This is a genomic window from Ruegeria sp. AM7, assembly GCF_056535965.1.
In genome coordinates, this window is record NZ_JBQFJE010000003.1 from 766399 (window position 1) to 786864 (window position 20466).

Annotated in this window: 20 protein-coding genes and 1 tRNA gene; 13 read left to right on the forward strand and 8 right to left on the reverse strand. The window is 55.5% G+C overall.

Features of this window, described 5'->3' with window-relative positions; genetic code table 11:
• Positions 1 to 357 precede the first annotated feature (357 nt).
• The gene (locus ACR3EG_RS07525; protein ID WP_480494608.1) at positions 358 to 1155 is read right to left on the reverse strand and encodes a class I SAM-dependent methyltransferase; all 798 of its coding nucleotides are present in this window, start codon (positions 1153 to 1155) and stop codon (positions 358 to 360) included.
• A 1092-nt stretch (positions 1156 to 2247) separates the two neighbouring features.
• Between ACR3EG_RS07525 and ACR3EG_RS07530 the strand changes: the two genes are divergently transcribed.
• From ACR3EG_RS07530 to ACR3EG_RS07540, 3 genes are read left to right on the forward strand one after another with little or no spacing between them, the layout of a single operon-like run.
• Positions 2248 to 2691 carry a helix-turn-helix domain-containing protein gene (locus ACR3EG_RS07530; protein ID WP_480494610.1) on the forward strand — a complete coding sequence of 148 codons (444 nt, stop codon included), beginning with the start codon at positions 2248 to 2250 and terminating at the stop codon, positions 2689 to 2691.
• Entirely contained in the window at positions 2688 to 3410 is a 723-nt protein-coding gene (locus tag ACR3EG_RS07535) for a type IIL restriction-modification enzyme MmeI (protein WP_480494612.1), read from the forward strand. The genes ACR3EG_RS07530 and ACR3EG_RS07535 overlap by 4 nt, the downstream gene beginning before the upstream one ends.
• The gene (locus tag ACR3EG_RS07540) at positions 3379 to 3894 is read left to right on the forward strand and encodes a GIY-YIG nuclease family protein (protein WP_480501700.1); all 516 of its coding nucleotides are present in this window, start codon (positions 3379 to 3381) and stop codon (positions 3892 to 3894) included. Before ACR3EG_RS07535 ends, ACR3EG_RS07540 begins: the two co-directional genes overlap by 32 nt.
• A 2-nt stretch (positions 3895 to 3896) precedes the next feature.
• On the opposite strand, the gene ACR3EG_RS07545 is transcribed toward ACR3EG_RS07540, so the two are convergent.
• Positions 3897 to 5579, reverse strand: coding sequence for a DUF6538 domain-containing protein (locus ACR3EG_RS07545; RefSeq protein WP_480494616.1), 1683 nt, complete (start codon positions 5577 to 5579; stop codon positions 3897 to 3899).
• A gap of 134 nt (positions 5580 to 5713) precedes the next feature.
• A tRNA-Cys gene (locus ACR3EG_RS07550) sits at positions 5714 to 5787 on the reverse strand.
• Between the two features lie 227 nt (positions 5788 to 6014).
• Between ACR3EG_RS07550 and ACR3EG_RS07555 the strand changes: the two genes are divergently transcribed.
• The 3 genes from ACR3EG_RS07555 to ACR3EG_RS07565 all read left to right on the forward strand — a co-directional run bounded on the left by ACR3EG_RS07555 (position 6015) and on the right by ACR3EG_RS07565 (position 8968).
• A complete protein-coding gene (locus tag ACR3EG_RS07555) occupies positions 6015 to 6668 on the forward strand; it encodes a protein-L-isoaspartate O-methyltransferase family protein (RefSeq protein ID WP_480494617.1) in 654 nt (217 codons plus the stop codon).
• A gap of 96 nt (positions 6669 to 6764) precedes the next feature.
• The gene (locus tag ACR3EG_RS07560; protein ID WP_480494619.1) at positions 6765 to 8183 is read left to right on the forward strand and encodes a TolC family outer membrane protein; all 1419 of its coding nucleotides are present in this window, start codon (positions 6765 to 6767) and stop codon (positions 8181 to 8183) included.
• Positions 8184 to 8257: 74 nt separating this feature from the next.
• Positions 8258 to 8968 (forward strand): hypothetical protein, encoded by a 711-nt coding sequence (locus ACR3EG_RS07565; RefSeq protein ID WP_480494621.1) that lies wholly within the window; start codon positions 8258 to 8260, stop codon positions 8966 to 8968.
• 3 nt (positions 8969 to 8971) lie between these two features.
• Here the strand turns inward: ACR3EG_RS07565 and ACR3EG_RS07570 are convergent, their stop codons facing one another.
• Positions 8972 to 10429, reverse strand: a complete 1458-nt coding sequence (locus ACR3EG_RS07570; protein WP_480494623.1) for a cobyric acid synthase — start codon at positions 10427 to 10429, stop codon at positions 8972 to 8974.
• Between the two features lie 61 nt (positions 10430 to 10490).
• Here ACR3EG_RS07570 and ACR3EG_RS07575 point away from each other — a divergent pair, with 61 nt between their 5' ends.
• Positions 10491 to 11060 (forward strand): cobalamin biosynthesis protein CobQ, encoded by a 570-nt coding sequence (locus ACR3EG_RS07575; RefSeq protein ID WP_480494624.1) that lies wholly within the window; start codon positions 10491 to 10493, stop codon positions 11058 to 11060.
• Positions 11061 to 11134: 74 nt separating this feature from the next.
• Here the strand turns inward: ACR3EG_RS07575 and ACR3EG_RS07580 are convergent, their stop codons facing one another.
• Positions 11135 to 11455, reverse strand: coding sequence for a DUF6280 family protein (locus ACR3EG_RS07580; RefSeq protein WP_108785849.1), 321 nt, complete (start codon positions 11453 to 11455; stop codon positions 11135 to 11137).
• Between the two features lie 218 nt (positions 11456 to 11673).
• Here ACR3EG_RS07580 and efp point away from each other — a divergent pair, with 218 nt between their 5' ends.
• Positions 11674 to 12237 carry an elongation factor P gene (efp, locus tag ACR3EG_RS07585; RefSeq protein WP_170354655.1) on the forward strand — a complete coding sequence of 188 codons (564 nt, stop codon included), beginning with the start codon at positions 11674 to 11676 and terminating at the stop codon, positions 12235 to 12237.
• A 51-nt stretch (positions 12238 to 12288) separates the two neighbouring features.
• Here efp and ACR3EG_RS07590 read toward each other — a convergent pair whose 3' ends face one another.
• Positions 12289 to 13233: an ABC transporter transmembrane domain-containing protein gene (locus tag ACR3EG_RS07590; protein WP_480494627.1), complete on the reverse strand. Its 945-nt coding sequence runs from the start codon at positions 13231 to 13233 to the stop codon at positions 12289 to 12291.
• 105 nt (positions 13234 to 13338) lie between these two features.
• Positions 13339 to 14076 (reverse strand): CAF17-like 4Fe-4S cluster assembly/insertion protein YgfZ, encoded by a 738-nt coding sequence (ygfZ, locus tag ACR3EG_RS07595; RefSeq protein WP_480494629.1) that lies wholly within the window; start codon positions 14074 to 14076, stop codon positions 13339 to 13341.
• A 73-nt stretch (positions 14077 to 14149) separates the two neighbouring features.
• On the opposite strand from ygfZ, the gene ACR3EG_RS07600 reads away from it, so the two are divergent.
• The gene (locus ACR3EG_RS07600) at positions 14150 to 14824 is read left to right on the forward strand and encodes a TIGR04283 family arsenosugar biosynthesis glycosyltransferase (protein ID WP_480494631.1); all 675 of its coding nucleotides are present in this window, start codon (positions 14150 to 14152) and stop codon (positions 14822 to 14824) included.
• A gap of 839 nt (positions 14825 to 15663) precedes the next feature.
• Here the strand turns inward: ACR3EG_RS07600 and ACR3EG_RS07605 are convergent.
• Positions 15664 to 16533 (reverse strand): MurR/RpiR family transcriptional regulator, encoded by an 870-nt coding sequence (locus ACR3EG_RS07605; protein ID WP_170752392.1) that lies wholly within the window; start codon positions 16531 to 16533, stop codon positions 15664 to 15666.
• Positions 16534 to 16688: 155 nt separating this feature from the next.
• Here ACR3EG_RS07605 and ACR3EG_RS07610 point away from each other — a divergent pair, with 155 nt between their 5' ends.
• The 4 genes from ACR3EG_RS07610 to ACR3EG_RS07625 are packed head-to-tail and all read left to right on the forward strand — an operon-like array spanning position 16689 to position 20427.
• Positions 16689 to 17444, forward strand: coding sequence for an N-formylglutamate amidohydrolase (locus ACR3EG_RS07610; protein WP_480501702.1), 756 nt, complete (start codon positions 16689 to 16691; stop codon positions 17442 to 17444).
• Positions 17441 to 18025, forward strand: coding sequence for a TRAP transporter small permease subunit (locus ACR3EG_RS07615; protein WP_480494634.1), 585 nt, complete (start codon positions 17441 to 17443; stop codon positions 18023 to 18025). Before ACR3EG_RS07610 ends, ACR3EG_RS07615 begins: the two co-directional genes overlap by 4 nt.
• Positions 18022 to 19341 carry a TRAP transporter large permease gene (locus ACR3EG_RS07620; RefSeq protein WP_480494636.1) on the forward strand — a complete coding sequence of 440 codons (1320 nt, stop codon included), beginning with the start codon at positions 18022 to 18024 and terminating at the stop codon, positions 19339 to 19341. The genes ACR3EG_RS07615 and ACR3EG_RS07620 overlap by 4 nt, the downstream gene beginning before the upstream one ends.
• A gap of 51 nt (positions 19342 to 19392) precedes the next feature.
• Complete coding sequence (locus ACR3EG_RS07625; protein WP_170752398.1) at positions 19393 to 20427, forward strand: TRAP transporter substrate-binding protein; 1035 nt, start codon at positions 19393 to 19395, stop codon at positions 20425 to 20427.
• Positions 20428 to 20466: the final 39 nt, after the last annotated feature.

A 20466-nucleotide genomic window follows, 5' to 3' on the forward strand; every position in this document is an offset into this window, starting at 1 on the left:
CAAGCATGTATGCCAAGTTGCTTTTTTCCAGTCGCAAATCCAAAAACGCCTGTGTCTTGGTGAACATCAGCGTCCTTTGTCAGATCAAGGACCGTATTTGTGACTTTAGCTTGAAAGCGGTAAGCCTAACATCAATCGGCGCACGCCAACGCCGCGCAGCGTTGCCCTGAGTTGAACGGCGCACTCGGCTATCCAGACTGTCACTTATGGTTTTTAGCCCATCCCGGAGGGCGTCGCCTGGGGCAACCCAGTAACATTCGGTCAATGGGTTACCCGGTCTTGGTTCAGTTTTGCACGATCCCCTCAGAACAGGAGAATCCCCGATGACGTGCATCGGGGCCATTGGCCGGCCTGTGCTCAGTAGTTCTCATGGATTAGGGCTTCACTGCCGAATTGGTGGGTGTACTCTACATCCCGAACCCGGCGGATACAGAACTGTGCGTCGTATCCCGCGGCGATGATCTCATAGTCAGCCTCTTTAGCGAACTCGTTGACGGCACGGCACACACCCGAATAATGCTTGGGATTCGAATACCAGTCGTCACCGATGATCACTCCGCCGGGAGCAAGAATCGAGTCAATAAGCCGCAGTGTCTTCATCACTTCATCGTAATGGTGACCACTGTCCAGATAAACGAAGTCAAGCTTTTCGGTCAGCCCAGCGATGAAGTTGTCTTCAAAATCCTCGACAACCTCGACCATATCATAACCTTCGGTCCGGCGCAGCATGTCCTCCTTGGCCTGCTGAGTTGTCAGTTTGTTGTCGTTCGTGTAGGGTCCAATGCCCCAGTCAAACCGCTCGCCGAGCTTCTCCCATGGATCGACCAGATACAGTTTCTCGGGTTGAAGATAACGGCAGATAACTGTCGAGAAATGACCGCGAAATACGCCAAATTCGGCGCCAACTCCGCCTTTTTTCGCGTACCGCAATATCCAATGCCTTTGTTCTGCGATTTGTTCATGGGGAAACTCATCGACATGCGGAAACGGGTCTTGTTTCTGTGCCTCGTGGACTTCGTTTTCTTCTTGTACTTCGTTTGCCTCTTGTACTTGAGGCGCTTGATCATTCTGCTTTTGCTTGTCTCGTTTGCGGCGAAAAAACACTATAATAATCCTTGAATTGGGGTCTTCGCAATCTTGCTTAAAAGGTGCCATCCCTGTTGCCAAGAAGTAATTTCGACGCTCTTCCTACTGCCCGAAGTAAAAGCCAAAAACTGCCGAAGCGATCCAAGCTGACGTTAAAAAAATTGGGCACCTCCGAGGATTTGAACTCGCTACCATGTCGCCCGGAAGGTAGCTCACACAGATTTTTTCAAGTTGAGGATATAGTCTATTCTTCCCGCCAAGCACCGTAGTTCCAATCGTCTGAAATTGGGTACGACGATTGATGCCACCTATGCTGGATTCGACATCCCGCGCGCCAGCAAGAACTACATCACAGCCAAAAATCTCTAAACGAGCGCACGTCTGCGATTGAACGAAGAAATATTTCGTGACGGCTGGTTTTTGCGTTCGTCTTTTTGTGCCACGTGTGTAGCACTAAATGACTTTTCCTGTACTCCATATCCGTGAAACTGCCTCTGTTTTCGCTTTTCACACCTTTGTCGAGCAGAGTGGGGCGCATTGATTTTACGTTCCAGCCGGGCAGTTCCGCTTCGTCCCAAATCCCGTTCAGTGCCACACTGGGATTATTAGTGCCGCTTTAGCTACGTCTGCGATGTTTCCCCCTTCTGGAGCTACAAAGACTAGTTCCCCAGTATCTGCACCCCAAATTGCATTTTCTTTATCTACTGCAAGAATAACAGCAGTCGGGAACGTCGCGTCCATCCACCACGGCCAGTCGCGTCACGACAGTGTGTCGGAAGCTGTGGAAAACCAAGCCGGTCTCTTATATGAGCAGTTTTTTCAAGAAACTCTCGTTGCACCAGCGTCCAAGGTTGCGTCCATATGCGGGCAGCGAGTGCGCAGCGATATTCTTACAGATGTTCTCTTTTGCTCAGAAGACGGAGGGATAGGCCACCGGAAGTAATAAACACCGTGTCTAGAAAGGCTTAGGTAGGATGACTGCATCATTGTAGGTGTGCCGCAGGTCTTTGCGAACTCATTCAGGGTCAAACCATTCTCAGTGAGGTATTGAGCAAGCTTCATATGTTCCGTATTCCGTTATACGGAACGATTCGCAAGTCTTTTTGAACCCTTTAGTTCGTTAAACTTTCCTCACGTTCCGCAACGTGGAATAGAGGGGGTATGAAGAATGCATCCACAGCGTCGTTTGGCAAAATCCTACAGAAGGCCCGTTCATCGAAGGGCCTATCCCTTGATCAGGGGGCCGAACTGCTCGGCGTCCCTAAGACCACGCTGTGGCGTTGGGAGAGCGGTGAGACCAAAGTCCACGCCCACAGGTTGGTGGACATTGCCGCTGCGTACAGCCTGTCTGTCTCGGCCCTTTTTGAGGGTGAAACCGTGACAGCACCAACGCACACAGACTTCGAACGCCTCGGCATCGTTGTCGAACATATTGAACGGATCATTCAACAGTTGGGCAACCGCCCTGAACCCAAAGCGGTACGTACGGCTGTCGTTGAGGTGCTGCGGCTGGAAACCACACGTGTTTTTGAGACCACCGACAGCGAGTTTGACCCATCGCGGTACAACGGCCTCGTGGAAGGCATTCTGGGCAAGCCGTCATGAACGCAGTTGAGATCGAACAGGCCATCACGGAACTTGCAGAACTCACCTTTGACGGGGCCGAGTTCCCCTTCGCCTTCCTAGAAGCCTTTGGCAACAAGGCCACCGCGATTAAGAAGCTCCGCAGCGGGGCCTCAAACAAGTCCGACATCGATGGGGTCCTGCAATCGGGCCATATCCACCTGAAGACCTGTGATGTGGGCCACGTGCCGCAAACGCTGACGGACCTCAAAGATAGCAAGGCCACCCAAACCAAACGCAACAAGGTGCGGTTCTTGCTGGCCACCGACGGTCAGACCTTCGAAGCAGAAGACCTGCTGACAGGGGATACCGTCTCCTGCACCTATGACGACTTCCCGAACCACTTCGTGTTCTTCTGGCCCCTTGCTGGCCTTAGCAAGACCAAACAACTCAGTGAATCCGAGTTTGATGTTCGGGCCACCCTGCGCCTGAATAAGCTCTACACCACCCTCAGGGCCGACAACCCTGACTGGGAAGGCCGCAGCCACGACATGAACCACTTCATGGCACGGCTGATCTTTCTCTTCTTTGCCGAAGACACCGACATCCTGAACGGCGAAGAGCTATTCACCGACACCATCGAACGCATGGCCAATGCGGACGGGTCCAACACCCATGAGGTGATCAGCGAACTCTTCCGTGCCATGAACACGGACTACCCTGATCGCGATGGGACTGATGCGTTCGCTGCATCGGGCTAAGAGTCCTGACAAAGACCCGACGAGCAGAACGATCAGTGACCCAAGTGCTGGCCCTCTATTTGCCGATGCTACCGTCGATGGTGACGAGGCCAGCGGGCTGATCTACGTCTTGCGTTCAAAGTCTGATTTACCTGTCGTGACGCAGAACCGTGACCTACTGCACAAGATTGGTGTCACTGGTGGTACCGTTGAGAAGCGGATTGCCAATGCCAGACTTGATCCCACATTCCTGATGGCCGACGTGGAAGTCGTGACCACCTACGAATTGTTCAACATTAACCGTGTGAAGCTGGAAAACCTGCTGCACCGCATCTTTGAAGCTGCTCGGCTAGATGTGGGGATCAAAGATCGCTTTGGACATCCCGTTACCCCACGAGAATGGTTCCTAGTGCCGCTCTTCGCAATTGATGAGGCCGTAGAACGGATCAGGGATGGGTCTATCAAGGGAATGGCGTACGACCCTGAGACGGCAACCCTGCGATAGTTCTACGCGGGTTGTATTTTGCTCAAATGCCTCATCGCTTCAGCCTTGAGATACTCCATATCTAGCTTCGCCAGAGGGATTATAGAAGTTACTCGTTGATGCAGGATATGAGGCATTCGATATATTTGTGGCCCATATGTCTGCACTGAGTCGCCGCCAACGTAGTGACCCATCACAATCTGAACAAACTCTTGGTCTGGAACCTCGCAGCCCGCAAGGCGGTAGCTGTGACGTAGGCTGTGTGTTCGCAAGGAAAGAGTATTCAGACCACTGGTCGGATTTTGCTCACCATGTTTTCGGAACGCATTCATGAAAGTCCGCGATGTATAGCCCCCACGGTCCTTTCCTTTTGCGTGTGGCAGGTTTGGGAAGAGATGACGATGACCGCGATCCCTAACGGCATCAACATATTGAAGGAAGCCAAGCTCTATCAGTCCATTATGTATCGGGATCGTGCGATGAGATGAGAGGGTCTTTAGCTTCTTAGCTAGCGCGGGGTCCTCATCTTCGAGGTTCTCTGCAAGGATGTGTGGAACAGGTTCGATGACTACATCAGTGACGTGTAGCTGACTGATTTCATCCAGTCGCGCCCCCGTGTAAAAGAGCAGGAGCGGTATCCAAAAACGTTCCGCAGTTTTCGTGACAAAAATCTGATCGGAAAAAACCAATTGCAACTGTTCGGTCGTGAACGGTTCCACTGGGTTCTCTGGTTGTCCAACAGGCTTTGAGAAGCCATCGAACGGGTTTCTCCAGTTGCGATCCTGAAACAGGCTGGTCTCTTTAAACGCAAAGTCCAGTGTGCGTTTAACACCCATTAAGTTCTTGTTGATTGCACCCTGCTTGATGGTCTTTGCACCAGTTTTGCCTGCCCATGAAATCTGTTGCTTTACGGACTGTGAGCGGATGGCGTTTGGAGGACGAACAGGGAGTTGGATCAGGGCGTCCCTGAACTGCTCTACATGGCTGCGGTCGATCTCCGAGACATCCATGTCACCATGGAACTCAATGAAGCGACGTACCGATGTGCCAAAGTCTGAACGGGCGCTATCCCCAATTTTGGTGTTGATTTGTAGATAACGTTTGAAGACCTTAGATAGTCTGCGGTTTGGATCAACTTTCTTGACTCTCTTCAGTGTTCCGAAGGTCGAGGGGGTAGGGCCACCAAGTTCAGCTATCACATCCTTCCACTGGTTGGATATCTCAGGGTTCGACACGAGGTACTCGTCCAAACAAGCGTCAAGCAGAGCTTCGAAATCGGGCGTTCCTGCTTCAATGGCAAGACTATCAGTCCTGTTCATCCAACTCGTCACGTACTGTGTCAGATCGGCTTTCTTCCGAATGATGGGGCGGGGTGCCTCATCTCCAATGGGTTCCAGTTCGCCCCAGACATCTGGGTAGGCTTCACGTGCAATGTTCTCACGATTGATCAGTTGAAAATCGATGCCCCATTGGGTGGCAAGGTCTTCGACCTCCATTTGGCTAACACGGCGGTAGGTGCCGCTTCTGGCTTGCTTTAGCTGTTCGTCTGTTTCGACCGTTCTGCGTCTACAACGTGCCTCAGCCTCGACCCTGCTGTCTGTATCAAGGGTGTGCCGCCACTCTTTTTGGTCGATAAGAGGTCGAACATCAGGAGGTACCACTCTTTCAAAGTGGTACCAGCCGCCTCTAGGCTTGAGATATTTCATGTCCTGTCCTGACCGCCTTCGCACACAATTTCGCACACGGTTTCGCACAAACCTTCGCACATCCCAAAACGCAACACCCTGTAAAACATGGTGTTAATTGAAATCATTGGGGATTTTGGGTCAAGAAAAAATAATGGAGGCGAGTACCGGAATCGAACCGGTGTACACGGATTTGCAATCCGCTGCGTCACCACTCCGCCAACTCGCCTTTTCAAGTAAAATCAAATACTTGTCGTGGTGTGACAGGCGTTTTAGCAGCTTTCGTCTGGGGCGTCCAGAGGGGTGGACGCAAATTTCAGTCTGCTTATTTGTCACAGCAGTGCTCTTGTTCTGAATTATTGTCTGATATCGTAAGTTTGAAGGCACTGAGGCGTTGCCGGTTTCTTCTGGATATGGCACAAGCCACGCACACTAGGGAACAGAACGAGCGATCCAATGACAGATTTCGCAGCCCGTCGCCGTACAATGGTTGACACGCAAATCCGACCCTCTGATGTCACGAAATTTCCTATCATCGACGCGATGCTTACCGTCCGGCGCGAGAATTTTGTCCCGGATTCGCAGCGCGAGGCGGCGTATGTCGAGGAGCTGATCGACCTGGGGAACGGTCGCTGTATGCTTGAACCCAGAACTCTGGCTAAGATTCTGGACGTGTTGAATATTTCTAATGATGAAGCCGTGTTGGATATTGCTCCGGCCATGGGGTATTCGACAGCAATTGCAGCGCGGATGGCCGAATTGGTCGTGGCCGTGGAAGACGACGAAGATCTGGCAGCAGAGGCTCAGACCATTCTTATGGATGCAGACGCCGACAATGCCATCGTCCATGTCGGGCCGCTCGAGCAAGGCGCGACCGAGCATGGGCCATACGACGTGATCATGGTGCAAGGAGGGGTCGAGCAGATTCCGGACAGGCTGATTGATCAGTTGAAAGACCACGGTCGAATTGCGTGCGTGTTCATGGAAGGTGCACTGGGCACCGTTCGGATCGGCCATAAGTCGAATGGCCGTGTGACCTGGCGTCATGCGTTCAACGCCAATGCACCGGTTTTGGCAGCATTTTCCACAGAAAGTGTATTTTCGCTATAAATCCGTGATAGTTTTTTCTGTCGCCTTGATTAGTTGAATACAAACGCGCAAACTGTCGACAGGGCAGCGTAATTTTTGATTTGAGAGGATTTCGTGATGAGTTCCAAGGCGGGAGGTAAACTGGTCAAGGCGATGGCGCTGACGGCCGGAATTGCGCTTAGTGTTTTCCCCGGGCGGTTCGCTTGGGCGGATAATCTGACGGATGCATTCATCGGGGCATATAATACGAGCGGCTTGCTCGAGCAGAACCGGGCTTTACTGCGTGCTGCTGACGAAGACGTTGCGATTGCGCTGGCAGCTTTGCGGCCGATCATCAACTGGACCGTGCAAATCAGTCAAGACTACACTCGCTCGACTGTTGATGACGTTGTGAACCGTCAGGAACCGACTAACTTCTTTACCGGCCTGACGTTGAGCCAATTGATCTATGATGGTGGGTTTTCGGTGCTGGGCAAACAGTCTGCGCAGGAAATCGTTCTGTCCACGCGTCAAAACCTGATTGATATCGAACAAGCCGTTTTGTTCCGGGCTGTGAACGCTTATCTGGATGTGGTTCTTCAAGAAGAGACCGTTCAAATTCAGTTAAACGATGTCGAAGTCTCGGCCGAAGAGCTGCGTGCGTCGCAGGACCGATTTGACGTTGGTGAAGTAACTCGTACTGACGTGGCGCTGTCCGAAGCACAGCTTGCCAGTGCACAAGCAGAACTGGCGGTCGCGCGCGGTAACCTCAGCACCGCGCAGGCCGAATATGTAAACGCTGTTGGTAAAGCCCCCGGCGCTACGGCGGGTCAGCCCAGTTTGCCGAGCCTTCCCAATTCAGAATCTGAGGCCATTGCTTTTGCGCAACGCAACCACCCGGCGATCCTGTCATCGCAGCACGAAGTGCGCGCTTTTGATCTGCTGGTTCAGCAGCAAAGGGCCAATTTGGGTCCGAACGTGTCGCTGAACGCCGATGCAGGTATTACCGAGAGCTTTGACAATGATGATGACCTCGAAGATGCAACGATCGCGTTGAACTTCAACCAACCTATTTACGCCGGCGGTGCGTTGGCCGCTCAGGTTCGTCGCGCTATGGCGACACGTGATGCATCCCGCGCCAACTTGCTAAACGTCCAAAAGGACATCACTCAGGGTGTTTCGGCATCTTATGCCAACTTTCAGGCCGCAGCGGCTAGTCTCCGGGCCTCGACAGAACAGGTTCGGGCCTCGCAAGTTGCCTTTGATGGCATCCGCGAAGAAGCAACATTGGGTGCACGGACCACGCTGGACGTGCTCAATGCGCAGCAGGATCTGCTGGATGCGCAGTTGAACGAAGTTGCTTCGCGCACTGAACGGTCGCGGGCGGCATACCAGCTGCTGCAAGCGCAAGGCTTGCTTACCGCTGAACGCCTGGGTCTTGCGGTGCAGATTTATGATCCGACGCTTTACTACAATCTGGTGAAGAAAGCCCCAGCTCAGGTTAGCAGGCAGAGCAAGGATCTGGATCGCGTCCTCAAAGCATTGCGGCGTGATTAAACGCCGCGACTATCTGTTGTGAGGTTGAAAGTGTTTGGCTACACTCAATCCTGAGGAAAGAGTGGTATTCAAGAATGTCGGACAATGTCGCAAACGGGAATGTAGAGGACGTCCTGTCCTCTATTAAGCGGTTGGTAAGCGAAGAAGGCCGCAAAATCCCGGATATCATGCAATCCACTCGTGCGCGTAAGCCTGGCCGGTTGGTTCTGACCGATTCCTTACGCGTAAGCGAATCCCAAGGCGATAAGGAAACTCCGTCTGATGCGAACGTATCAGGCTATGCGGCAGAGGTCTCTGTGAAGCCCATGGTTCTGCGGGCGTCCGACGCAGTGAAAGAAAACGAGCCACGCATTGAAGAGCCAATAGAACGCGTAAACGATCCTGTTGAAAGCCTGAGCTCGAAGATCGAAGCGCTGGAGGCGGCGATCGCCAAGACAGAGGATCAGTGGGAACCCGACGGTGAAGGTCAAGATGCCTATGCTGGGACCTTGACCCAGTCGTTGAGTTGGCAGGCCGAGGCTGACGAAGACGAAGCAGACGCACCGCTCGTCTCGGAAACCAAAGCCACTTTCATCCGCGATCCGAAGGTGACGGCGCAGGCTGACCCGGCACAAGACGTTAAATCGGAGCGTACACCGCTGGATGAAGACGCATTACGGGACTTGATCGCACAGGTGGTTCGCGAAGAACTGCAGGGCGTATTGGGTGAGCGGATCACGCGCAACGTTCGCAAACTGGTGCGGCGCGAAATCTACCGCGCGCTGGCGGAACACAAGCCCGACTAACGCTTACGCCCTGCGTGGTGTTTCGGCCAGCGAAAGCAGTCGGTCCAGGTCCATGTTCTGTTCCAAATGATTGGCCATTGCGTCCAATGTCTTGTCGACTCCGTCCTCATAGGACAGATCAGAAGTTACGCCTAGTTCCGACAAATACCGCGCGCGGAACGCATCCGATGAGAATATGCCGTGCAAGTAGCTACCGCGGATGCGCCCGGTTGTATCAGTGGCACCTTCGGCGCGGCCTGCAACCTCGAGCCAGGCGCGCGCGCAATCGGGGCCATCCGTGCGACCCATGTGGATTTCGTATCCAGTTACCGGCTCGTGTCCCGGTAGGGCGCGCGCCGTTCGGAGTGTCACTTTTTTCTGGCCGACCATGACGGTCTCAACATTCAAAAGACCCAAACCTTCGACAGTACCGGGCCGCCCATCCACGCCCTCGGGGTCAGAGATGGTCTTGCCAAGCATCTGGTAGCCGCCGCACAGACCCAGCACATGCCCTCCGCGCCGTACATGGGCATAAAGGTCAACGTCCCAACCCTGTGCGCGGAAATAGGTTAGATCACCGATGGTGGATTTGCTGCCGGGCAAAAGCACGAGGTTTGCGTCACCGGGTAGGGGGCGTCCGGATGGAATGACCTCTACCGTGACGCCGGGCTCGGCAGACAGCGGGTCCAGATCGTCGAAGTTTGCCATGCGTTCTAGTTGCGGGACGACAACTTTGCATGCCCCACCGGTGTGAGAGCGGATGTCCATCATGTCTTCGGCGGGCAGCTTCCAAGCGTCTTGGAACCACGGCACGACGCCCAGGCATGGCCAACCGGTGCGTGCGGCGATGTCATCGCGCCCCTCGTCGAACAGGGACACATCGCCCTTGAATCGGTTCACTGCAAAGCCCTTGATCATCGTAAGGTCACCGGCATCCAGCACAGCCTGTGTACCCACAATCTGCGCGATCACGCCGCCGCGGTGAATGTCGCCGACCAGCACTACAGGTACGCCTGCGGCGCAAGCAAATCCCATATTGGCAATATCACCCTTGCGCAGGTTGGTTTCGGCCGGACTGCCTGCGCCTTCGACAAGAACCAGATCGGCATCACCGCACAGACGGTCAAAGCTTTCCAGCGCGGCGCTCAACAGCTTGGATTTGTCCTTGCGGTAGTCACCCGCCTTCATCGTGCCCGCCCTTTGACCCTGAACGATGATTTGAGCACCTGTATCGGTCTCGGGCTTCAGCAGGATCGGGTTCATGTCGGTGTGAGTTGGCCTGTTCGCAGCCCACGCCTGCAGCGCCTGCGCACGCCCGATCTCACCTCCGTTTTCGGTTACGGCTGCGTTGTTCGACATGTTCTGCGGCTTGAACGGAGCCACCCTAAGTCCACGCCGTGAATAAGCGCGTGCCAGGCCGGCCACGAGAACCGATTTGCCCACATTGCTGCCAGTGCCTTGAATCATGATGGCGCGAACCATGATTGATCTCCTATAACCTGTCGGGCACATGACCCGATTTGACGGCAGAGGAAAAGACCGGATGAACACACCCGCCCATCTTTTGATCGGAGCCGCAGTCTTTGCCCGCCCGCCGCAAGGGCGCATTCTGCGCGCAGTGTTGATCGGATCAGTTTTGCCGGATCTGTCCCTTTACCTGATGGCTGGTGTGTCGCTGTTCATTTTGGGTATCCCCGAGCAGGTGGTCTTCGGGCAACTGTACTATTCCGATGCATGGCAAACAGTGTTCGCCATCGACAATTCGTTTCTGGTTTGGGGTTTGGCTCTAGTCGTGGCGCTGTGGGTGGGCGCGCGGCCTGTGGTCCTTGGGGCCTCGGCCGGGTTACTGCATTTGATAACCGACTTCGTATTGCATGCCGGGGATGGGCGGCCGCAGTTTTGGCCGATAAGCAACTGGGTCTTTCACAGCCCGGTCAGCTATTGGGACAGTGCCCATCATGCGCAATGGGTTGTTCCCGTCTCGATCACGGCGTGTGCGGCTTCCTACGTGATACTCTGGCGGCGCGGGTTAGACGCTTCGACCAAGATGTTCTTTGGGGTGCTGCTTGGGGCGGAAATATGGGTCGCGCGGCAATGGCTGATGTTTTTCTGAGATAGCCACTGTCCAAAAGAAAAGCGCGCTCTGCAATGCACGAGCGCGCTTTTTCTTGGAAACAGCGGCTTAGGTCAGGCGGCTTCGGCCTGCTGAGCAGCGTTACGGCGTTCGCTTTCTTCACGCGACAGTGCAACCGAAGTACGCACACCGCGACCAACGAAATCCATCAGTCCGCTCACAACCCGTTCGTTCGGGTCGATACCGGCGCAGGACAGCACTTCGCGACCGTCGCGCGAACGTGCCCAGCGGGCAATTTGTTCGGGGCCATTGCCATATTTCTTGTCATCGGCAATAGCATCATCCAGCGCAGCCAACACAACGGCTGCAAAAAGTTTGCGCGCACGGTTGCCTTGTTCGTTGTTAAAGGCGGTGCCGTCAACGAAATCTCTCATCTCGTCTTCCTTGTTGTTCTTGCTCTTGCATTTTCGGCGTGACGGTCCTTATGACCGATAAAGTGTGATTCGGATACAGCTAAAATGCATAGTTGCGTTGCGTCATCTGCATAGCTCGCTGCCCCTGCAACACAAGGTTTCGTTGTCTTGCCACGTGTTGTCCCGCCAGATATAGGGAGCGCAACTGACGCATCAACCGTTTGTGAAGGATTTATGTCATGCCCAAGATAAATGGGAACGAAATTCGCCCCGGCAATGTGCTTGAGCATAATGACGGTCTTTGGGCCGCTGTCAAAGTTGATCACGTAAAGCCCGGAAAAGGCGGCGCTTTTGCTCAGGTCGAACTGCGCAACCTGCGCAACGGGTCGAAACTGAACGAACGGTTCCGCTCGGCGGACAAGGTGGAACGGGTGCGGCTGGAACAGAAGGATCAGCAGTTTCTCTACGAATCCGACGGGATGCTGGTGTTCATGGACTCCGAGACCTATGAGCAGATCGAACTGCCATCGGACCTGTTGGGTGAGCGTCGCCCTTTTCTGCAGGACGGCATGACAATTGTTGTCGAGTTCTACGAATCCGAGGCGCTGAACGCCTCGTTGCCCCAAAAGGTGACCTGCAAGATCGTTGAAACCGAACCGGTCGTAAAAGGTCAGACCGCGGCGAACTCGTTCAAGCCGGCCATTCTGGACAATGGCATCAAGGTCATGGTTCCCCCATTTGTTGGTCAGGATGAGATGATCGTGGTGAACACTGAGACCATGGAATATTCCGAACGCGCCTGATCCGCGTTGAAATCACCAAGAGGCCGCGTCAGAAGCGATACGCGGCCTTTTTTATGTGCGGCGCTTGATGCGGCGGTATTGCTCGGGGTTGGGGCCGAACAGTTCCAACATCAGCTCATACTTGATGCGGTTGGCGCTGACCTGTCGGTAGAAGGCGATCAGAAACGCGGTCGGTCCCTGTATCCGGGCCAACCCGCTTGTCGCAGCGACCACAGTGCCAACATCTGTGCGGCCTTCTAGGACCAGCCAGCCACCCAGCATCAATATGCCAACAGTACCTGCGCCATTGATGACGCTCAGCAGGAATTTGGCGGATAGTTTCCAGATGAACATTTTGCGCCGAGTTTCATAGATTGAATCGAATTCAGTCTCGATCTCGCGCGAGGTTTCCTCGATCTGCTCAGTGGTCAGTCGGTCGGTTGCATTGCGCAGGATGCGGACGCGTTCGGCGACAAAGACGTTCACTTTGCGCTGTGAAACCAGCACGATGACGATCTGCGGAACGATCATCGAGAACGCGATCAGCCCCAGTCCCGGTTGAGTCGATGAGATATAGCCGATCACGCTGATCAACGTCCCGATCTGCACGACGGGGTCAGAAAAGGCACCACCTGCGAATTTGCCAAGCTCTTCGGCCTCGGCGGAAATGGCGGTGGTCATGGTGCCCTTGCGCACATCTTCGCCGGTTTCATTCAGATCGGCCGAACGCAACAACAGCCGTTGGCGGATCAGGCGGATCATGTCTTCGCCCAGTGTTCCGGCGCGATAACCCAGAACCCATTTCAGGCCGAGGCTTAGAAGAATGACCGCCATCATACCGGCCCCTAGCCACAACAGGCGGTCGGCCTTCACATCGTCGGTTGTAAGGTGATTGATAATGTCGCGCTGAAATTCAAGCGGCGCAGCCGCCAAAGCGGCCACGGCGATCGAAAGAATGATAAGGATGATCTGCCGCCCGGCACTGGCACGCCAGATTGCCCTATATAGTTTGAACATGCCCGCACCCGTCTTTTGACCCGGTTGTATTGTGACAGGGCCAGGGTAGGGGGTGCAATCTATACGCGCTGTGCCGCAGTTCAGCCGTGCCGCTTGCGCAACAATTCAATCGCTTAGACGAACGTTGGCCAGATCGGCCTGCATATCCCCTGTGGCGCGATCCAGTCGCAGATAGGCAATACCCGCGCCGCTAGATTGGGTGAACAAGGTTCCCACTGGCTTGCCGTTTGCAAAGATCTCAGTCCCGACCGGGGCGCTTCCATCTACCGTCACGCGGCGCAGTCCTTTGCGCAGCTCGGTTTTGTGCTTCATCCGAGCTGTAACCTCTTGCCCGACATAGCAGCCTTTCTTGAAATCGACACCGTTCAGCGGTTCGAACCCGGATTCAAGAATATAGCTTTCTGGGGTCAGTTCGATGCCTGTTTCCGGGATGCAATGGCGAACGCGGATGTTATCCCAATCGGAGCCGTCATCACTTTCGGGAGCTGCGGTGTAGTCCCGCCAGCCCATGTCAACGTGACGCGGGTCAGGTAAGGCACCTTGTGGTGCCAGGCCGGTGCCTCGCTGCAGGTTCAGCCCACTTTCCTCGATGGTGACGTCTGCACGCAGCTTGTACATCCCAAAACGTTTGACCAGCCCTTCGGCCAAAATCTCGGCCACATCCAGCAGAACAGCATCGTCCTCGCGTTTGAGGAAGAAATCGGCAAGATACTTGCCTTGCGGAGTCAAAAGCGCAGCATAGACCAGACCATCCTGAAGCCCGCCGATGTCATTTGTCACCAGCCCTTGCAGAAAACTGTCAGTGTCTGCGCCGCTTAGGCGCAGGATGCGGCGATTGGGCATGGGGGTATCCTCGTGCTTTCCCTCGGTCCCGTGATATAGGAGTTCGCGCCGACAAGACCAGAGGGTAATCCACGTGCCAGCACCGATCTCGATTGTCATTCCGACTTTGAACGCGGCCGAGACCTTGCCTGCGACCCTTCAGGCATTGATGGAAGGACTGCACACCGGGCTGATCCGCGAATTGATCGTTACGGACGGCGGATCCACCGACCAAACTCTGGAGATTGCAGATGAGGCCGGGGCCGAGATCGTCACCGGCGCCCCGTCGCGTGGCGGGCAGTTGCGTCGCGGGTGCAAACAGGCGAGAGGCGAGTGGCTGTTGGTTTTGCATGCCGACACGGTTCTCGAGGATGGTTGGACCAAAGCTGTCGGCGACCACTTTCGATCAGGCAAGCCAGCGGTTTTCCGACTGGCGTTTCGCGCTGCTGGATTTGCGCCCGGTTGGGTTGCTGGGTGGGCCAATCTGCGTAGCCGGGTGTTGGGGTTACCCTATGGGGATCAGGGGTTGCTGATCCCGCGACGGACTTATGAACAGGCCGGAGGGTTCCCGGATCAACCCCTCATGGAAGACGTTGCACTCATGCGCAAGGTGCGGGGCGTCGCGTTGTTGCCTTCTCGTGCGTTTACGAGCGCGGATCGATACCAGAAGGCGGGGTGGATGCGCCGAGGTGCGCGGAATCTGTGGACTCTGTTGCGGTATTTTCTTGGGGCAGATCCTGCAAAACTGGCGCGGGCGTATCGGCGCTGAAGGCAGTGCGCAATTCTACGATCGACTTGCCCAATCGGAACGGGGCGGCGAAGCTGACAAGGCACAAAGCGATAATCTGCAGCACCAGGATATGTGCGTTGGCCTGCAGGTATTCCCATTCGTCTTTCAACTTCCCGACTTGCGCAATCAGATCCTCATAGCTTCGGGCAAGGATCAGATAGTCACCGGCAATCGCAGGCACCTTGCGGCGCATATTGTCGATGGCAATCTGGGTCTTGTCGTCAACGGTCGTAAAGACAAGAAACTGGTCAATGTCGAAAGCGTTGGCCTTTGCGGCCATCGCGCGTGCGTCGTCCATATCGTCTTTTGCCTGACCTCCGAATAGGAAGTGCAACCCTTGCAGCGGCGCGACTTCGTTGGTCACGGCGATAAACAGGGGCAGGTCAGCGTTGCTGGCGGTTGAGGCCGATAGGAACTCCACCTTTTCGCACAGAACGCCAATGTCATCATCATAGGCCGGGTCGCAAAACCGCAGGCGAAAGCGGGCAGCGTCCCGGTCAAAGGCCAGTGTAGCGGCATAGGCTACGTCGATCTGCCGGTCCAGCCGAGAACTGTCGGCGGTGTAAAGACCGGCCAAAACGGCAACCAATGCACCGATACCGCCCAACACGACCCAGACCAGATCGGCCAGTTTCCACGCCCGATGCCCCGCAGGTTTGCGGAACAGAAACCCGGTGCCCACGAGTCCGACCAGAAAGAACAGGATCAGCAGCGGCAGTTGGTTATCGGCGACAAAGCTCATGCCCATAAAGTGAACGCGCGGCCCCGAAGTGGCAACACTGATCACGGGCAGTTGTAAATTATAGCAATTTCAGATGTTAAGAACCCGAGCTTTGGCCGAATTTACGGAACAGCTTGGTGCGGTCAAAGGCGGCCTCAAGCTCGTCGGTGCGGTTCTTGACTGAGTCCCAAAGGCGTTCCTGAACCTCGGCGATGGCGCATTCCATCAGTGTCAGGATCGACGCCATCGAATCCCAAGCGGACGGCACCGCGATCCGTGCGGCAAAGGTATGTTTGGCCAGCCGGTGAATGGGAGAACGCCACTGGTCTGTGAACAGCACAATCTCGGCCCCGCGTTCCTGACAGAGCTGCCCGATAAGCATGGTCGAGTTTTCGTACCGTCGCACGTCCAGCGCGATCAGGACATCATCTTTGCGTACATCCAGCAGATCATGGGTCCACGACGCAGCCACCGGTAGCATTCGGACGTCGGGGCGGATCATTTGCAAATGCAGGTAAAGGTACTGCGCCATTGTACCCGTGATGCGCCCCCCAGTGATGAAAATGCGCCGATCGGGATCAGATAACAGGTTGCAAAAACTGTCGAATTCTTCCGGGTCAACCTCATCAATCGTGCGCTTTTGATTGGCGAGGGATTGCTGGGAGTAGCGGTTTAGGATGTGTTCCTCGGGCAAGTCGTTTTGCCAGACGTCGCGCTTTGCTATGGGGCCCGAGATCATCTCTTTCACTTCGCCCCGCAGGGCGGCCTGAAATTGCGGATAGCCGTCAAACCCGGTCTTTTGCAACATCCGCGCAACTGTGGTGGTCGAAACCGAGGCGGTGCTGGCCAATTCGGTGATGCTGCCCAGCCCGGCCATTGGATAGTCATCCAGCAGAACACTGACCAGTTGCCGTTCCGAAGGCGTCATCTTGTCCCGATGGGCCAGCAGCCTGTCCGTCACCCGCACTGAACGATCCTCCTGTATGCGACAAAGGCATAATGTGAATAATTTTTCATCAAGATCAAGTGTGGAGAAAATTATACAGGAAAATTATTGACAGGTGATCGGACTGTGTGGAAATTTTTCCGCAATGAGGATTTTGGGAATCGCAGGGCAGTAGGTTGGATTTCGGAACAGTCGTTCACACGGATATGGCAGACGGTGCGCCAAAGGTCGTTCTTGTCTGCGAGCACGCGTCGAACCGGATCCCGGCGTTTCTGGGGGATATGGGGCTAAGTGCTGAGGCACGTGAAAGCCACATCGCATGGGATCCCGGAGCTTTGGCGGTGGCCAAGCGGATGTCGGTGCAAATGGCGGCACCGCTGGTACATGGTGGTGTGTCGCGGTTGGTTTATGACTGCAACCGGCCGCCCGAGGCAAAAGGCGCTATGCCGTCGCGCAGTGAAGATATCGACATACCCGCAAATACTCGGATGACGCAGGATCAACGGCAGGCGCGGATTGAGGGCGTCTACGAACCGTTTCGCCAAGCCCTCTCCAAGCTGATCCTGCAGCACCGGGGAACGCTTGAGCTGATGGTGACGGTCCACAGTTTCACTCCGGTCTATTTGGGCAAGCGCCGACAGGTCGAACTGGGCATCCTGCACGGCGCCGATGACCGGTTTGCAGCAGCGATGATGGCGCATAAAGCGGTTGAAAACCCCTATGTTACCATGTTGAACGAGCCATACTCGGCCGCCGATGGTGTTGCACACACTCTGGATGCGCAGGCTTTGCCGAATGGTTTGCTGAACGTGATGATCGAGGTTCGAAACGATCTGATCCGCACGCCCGAGCAACAAAATGCGATGGCGGGCTGCCTTGTTCCTTGGATATCGCGAACCCTTTCGGGGTTTGAAGAAAGGGCGGCAGAATGATCCGGGCCATGCGCGTATATGTCCGTGTTGTTGACGCGATCAATTACAGGGTCGGACGGGTGATGATGTGGGGTCTGTTCGTTATGATGGGCATCCTGCTGTGGTCGTCGATCTCGAAAACCTTCTTCCTGCCATCGCTATGGACCTTGGAAATGGCGCAGTTTGCCATGGTGACCTATTACATCATGGGTGGGCCGTATTCGATCCAGCTGGGCTCGAATGTGCGGATGGACCTGTTCTATCACAACTGGAGTCACACGAAAAAAGCGTGGTTCGACGCTTTCACCGTTCTGCTCTTGATCCTGTATCTGGGCGTGCTGTTTTACGGCGGGCTGGGGTCCACTGCTTACAGCCTTGGATATTGGGGGGATTCTCCGATCTCGTACTTCACTGGTCTGTTGACCGGCAGTGAAGAGATCGGGCGGCTGGAACGCTCGTCCACCGCATGGCGGCCTTACATCTGGCCGATCAAGGCGATCATGGTGCTGGGCTTCTTCCTGATGCTGCTGCAGGCAATTTCGGAATTCTTCAAAGACATAGCCCGGATCAACGGGCAGGAAATCGGGGTCGCTCGGGCATGAGCCAGGAATATATCGCCATTTTCATGTTCGCGTCGATGATGCTGATGCTGTTCACAGGTCAGCGCGTGTTTGGCGCGATCGGAGCGGTCGCCACGATCGCGGCGCTGACCCTGTGGGGCACAGGCGGGCAGGACATCACCTTTTCGGCCGCGATGAAGTTGATGAAATGGTATCCGCTGCTGACGCTGCCAATGTTTATTTTCATGGGGTATGTGTTGTCGGAAAGCCGTCTGGCCGATGACCTGTACCGGATGTTCCATGTCTGGATGGGGCCTGTGAATGGCGGGCTTGCCATTGGCACGATTGGCCTGATGGTGCTGGTATCGGCCATGAACGGGCTGAGCGTCGCGGGCATGGCCATTGGCGCGACCATTGCGCTGCCCGAACTGCTGCGGCGGGGTTATGACAAGACGATGGTCACGGGGGTCATTCAGGCCGGGTCCAGTCTGGGCATTCTAGTGCCGCCCTCGGTCGTGCTGGTGCTCTATGCGATGATCGCACGACAGCCGGTGGGGCAGCTTTGGCTGGCGGGGATCGTGCCGGGCCTGCTTATGGCGGGTATGTTCATCCTCTATATCTGGATTCGTTGCCGCATTCAGCCCGAGCTTGGCCCCGCGATGAAAGACGCCCATGAGGTGCCGCGCGCGGAAAAGCTTCGGCTGCTGGGCGCGGGTGCGCTGCCACTGATTATCTTTGCGGCCATGATGGTGCCCTTCGTGAATGGCTGGACCTCGCTGGTGGAAAGCTCGGCCATCGGGGCGCTGACGGCGCTGGTCGTGTCGGTGCTGAAACGGCGCATGACGTGGAAGATTTTCGAGGATTGCACCAAGCAGACGCTGGCGATTTCGTGCATGTTTATGTGGATCATCCTTGCGGCTCTTGGCTTTGGCGCGGTGTTCGACGGGCTGGGTGCGGTGAAAGCCATCGACAACCTGTTCACCGATCAACTGGGCTTGTCGCCCTGGGTGATCCTGATCCTGATGCAGCTCAGCTTTATCGTGATGGGTACGTTTCTGGACGACACAGCAATGCTGGTCATCGTGGCGCCGCTTTATGTGCCTTTGGTGGGCGTGCTCGGATTTGACCTGATCTGGTACGGGGTGCTTTATACGATCACCACCCAGATCGCCTATATGACGCCGCCCTTCGGCTATAACCTGTTCCTGATGCGCGCGATGGCCCCGCCCGAGATCACGCTGCGCGACATCTATCGCTCGATCTTCCCGTTCGTGGCGGTGATGGTGCTGGCGCTGACAATCATCATGATCTTCCCGGAACTGGCCCTGTGGCTGCCCGGATATGTCTACGGAAATTAACAAGAATGCCCGCTCAAGAGGCACGCAAACCTGCAACAGAGAGGAAATGACATGACAACAAGACGTAAGTTTCTGAAAACAGCCGGGGTCGGCGTTGCCGCTGCACCTCTGGCCGCGCCGGCATTGGCGCAAAGCACGATCACATGGCGGATGCAGACCTATGCCGGTCCTGCGCTGGCTGCTCACGTGATCGACCCCGCGATCGAGATGTTCAACAAGATCGCTGGTGACCGGATGCAGATCGAGCTGTTCTATGCTGATCAGCTGGTTCCCACCGGAGAACTGTTCCGCGCCATGCAGAAGGGCACGATTGATGCGGTTCAGTCGGATGACGACTCGATGGCATCACCCACCGATGTGACCGTGTTCGGCGGCTATTTCCCATTTGCCTCGCGCTACTCGCTGGACGTTCCAGTGCTGTTCAACCAGTACGGTCTGAACGAGATCTGGGATGAGGAATACTCAAAGGTCGGCGTCAAGCACATCAGCGCGGGTGCTTGGGATCCGTGCCACTTTGCCACCAAAGATCCGATCAACAGCCTGGCCGACCTGCAGGGCAAGCGCGTCTTCACCTTCCCGACAGCGGGCCGCTTCCTGTCGCAGTTCGGTGTTGTGCCAGTTACTCTGCCGTGGGAAGATATCGAGGTCGCGGTGCAAACCGGCGAGTTGGACGGCATCGCGTGGTCGGGCATCACCGAGGACTACACCGTGGGTTGGGCCGATGTGACCAACTATTTCCTGACTAACAATATCTCGGGCGCATGGGCCGGGTCGTTCTTTGCCAATATGGACCGCTGGAACGAACTGCCCGAAGACCTGCAGACCTTGTTCCGCGTTTGCTGTGATCAGTCGCACTACTATCGTCAGTGGTGGTATTGGGGCGGCGAGGCCAGCCTGCGTGTCAATGGCGACAAGATGCAGCTGACCACGATCCCCGATGAAGAATGGGCGCAGGTCGAAGAGGCCGCCGTTGCCTTCTGGGATGAGATCGCGGCTGAATCCGAAACCAAGGCCAAGGTTGTCGAGATATTCAAGCAGTATAACGCCGACATGCTCAAGGCCGGACGGCCTTATCGCTACGGCTAAATTCCATACAATTTCGGCGCGCGGCCTCGGTCGCGTGCC

What these genes read in the sequence shown, in the direction of transcription:
- ACR3EG_RS07580 (WP_108785849.1), bottom strand. Translation starts at nt 11,455, where the DNA reads ATGAGAGATTTCGTTGACGGCACCGCCTTTAACAACGAACAAGGCAAC.
- ACR3EG_RS07570 (WP_480494623.1), bottom strand. Translation starts at nt 10,429, where the DNA reads ATGGTTCGCGCCATCATGATTCAAGGCACTGGCAGCAATGTGGGCAAA.
- ACR3EG_RS07565 (WP_480494621.1), top strand. Translation starts at nt 8,258, where the DNA reads ATGTCGGACAATGTCGCAAACGGGAATGTAGAGGACGTCCTGTCCTCT.
- ACR3EG_RS07530 (WP_480494610.1), top strand. Translation starts at nt 2,248, where the DNA reads ATGAAGAATGCATCCACAGCGTCGTTTGGCAAAATCCTACAGAAGGCC.
- ACR3EG_RS07555 (WP_480494617.1), top strand. Translation starts at nt 6,015, where the DNA reads ATGACAGATTTCGCAGCCCGTCGCCGTACAATGGTTGACACGCAAATC.
- ACR3EG_RS07560 (WP_480494619.1), top strand. Translation starts at nt 6,765, where the DNA reads ATGAGTTCCAAGGCGGGAGGTAAACTGGTCAAGGCGATGGCGCTGACG.
- ACR3EG_RS07615 (WP_480494634.1), top strand. Translation starts at nt 17,441, where the DNA reads ATGATCCGGGCCATGCGCGTATATGTCCGTGTTGTTGACGCGATCAAT.
- ACR3EG_RS07540 (WP_480501700.1), top strand. Translation starts at nt 3,379, where the DNA reads ATGGGACTGATGCGTTCGCTGCATCGGGCTAAGAGTCCTGACAAAGAC.
- ygfZ (WP_480494629.1), bottom strand. Translation starts at nt 14,076, where the DNA reads ATGCCCAATCGCCGCATCCTGCGCCTAAGCGGCGCAGACACTGACAGT.
- ACR3EG_RS07535 (WP_480494612.1), top strand. Translation starts at nt 2,688, where the DNA reads ATGAACGCAGTTGAGATCGAACAGGCCATCACGGAACTTGCAGAACTC.
- efp (WP_170354655.1), top strand. Translation starts at nt 11,674, where the DNA reads ATGCCCAAGATAAATGGGAACGAAATTCGCCCCGGCAATGTGCTTGAG.
- ACR3EG_RS07620 (WP_480494636.1), top strand. Translation starts at nt 18,022, where the DNA reads ATGAGCCAGGAATATATCGCCATTTTCATGTTCGCGTCGATGATGCTG.
- ACR3EG_RS07525 (WP_480494608.1), bottom strand. Translation starts at nt 1,155, where the DNA reads ATGGCACCTTTTAAGCAAGATTGCGAAGACCCCAATTCAAGGATTATT.
- ACR3EG_RS07545 (WP_480494616.1), bottom strand. Translation starts at nt 5,579, where the DNA reads ATGAAATATCTCAAGCCTAGAGGCGGCTGGTACCACTTTGAAAGAGTG.
- ACR3EG_RS07625 (WP_170752398.1), top strand. Translation starts at nt 19,393, where the DNA reads ATGACAACAAGACGTAAGTTTCTGAAAACAGCCGGGGTCGGCGTTGCC.
- ACR3EG_RS07575 (WP_480494624.1), top strand. Translation starts at nt 10,491, where the DNA reads ATGAACACACCCGCCCATCTTTTGATCGGAGCCGCAGTCTTTGCCCGC.
- ACR3EG_RS07590 (WP_480494627.1), bottom strand. Translation starts at nt 13,233, where the DNA reads ATGTTCAAACTATATAGGGCAATCTGGCGTGCCAGTGCCGGGCGGCAG.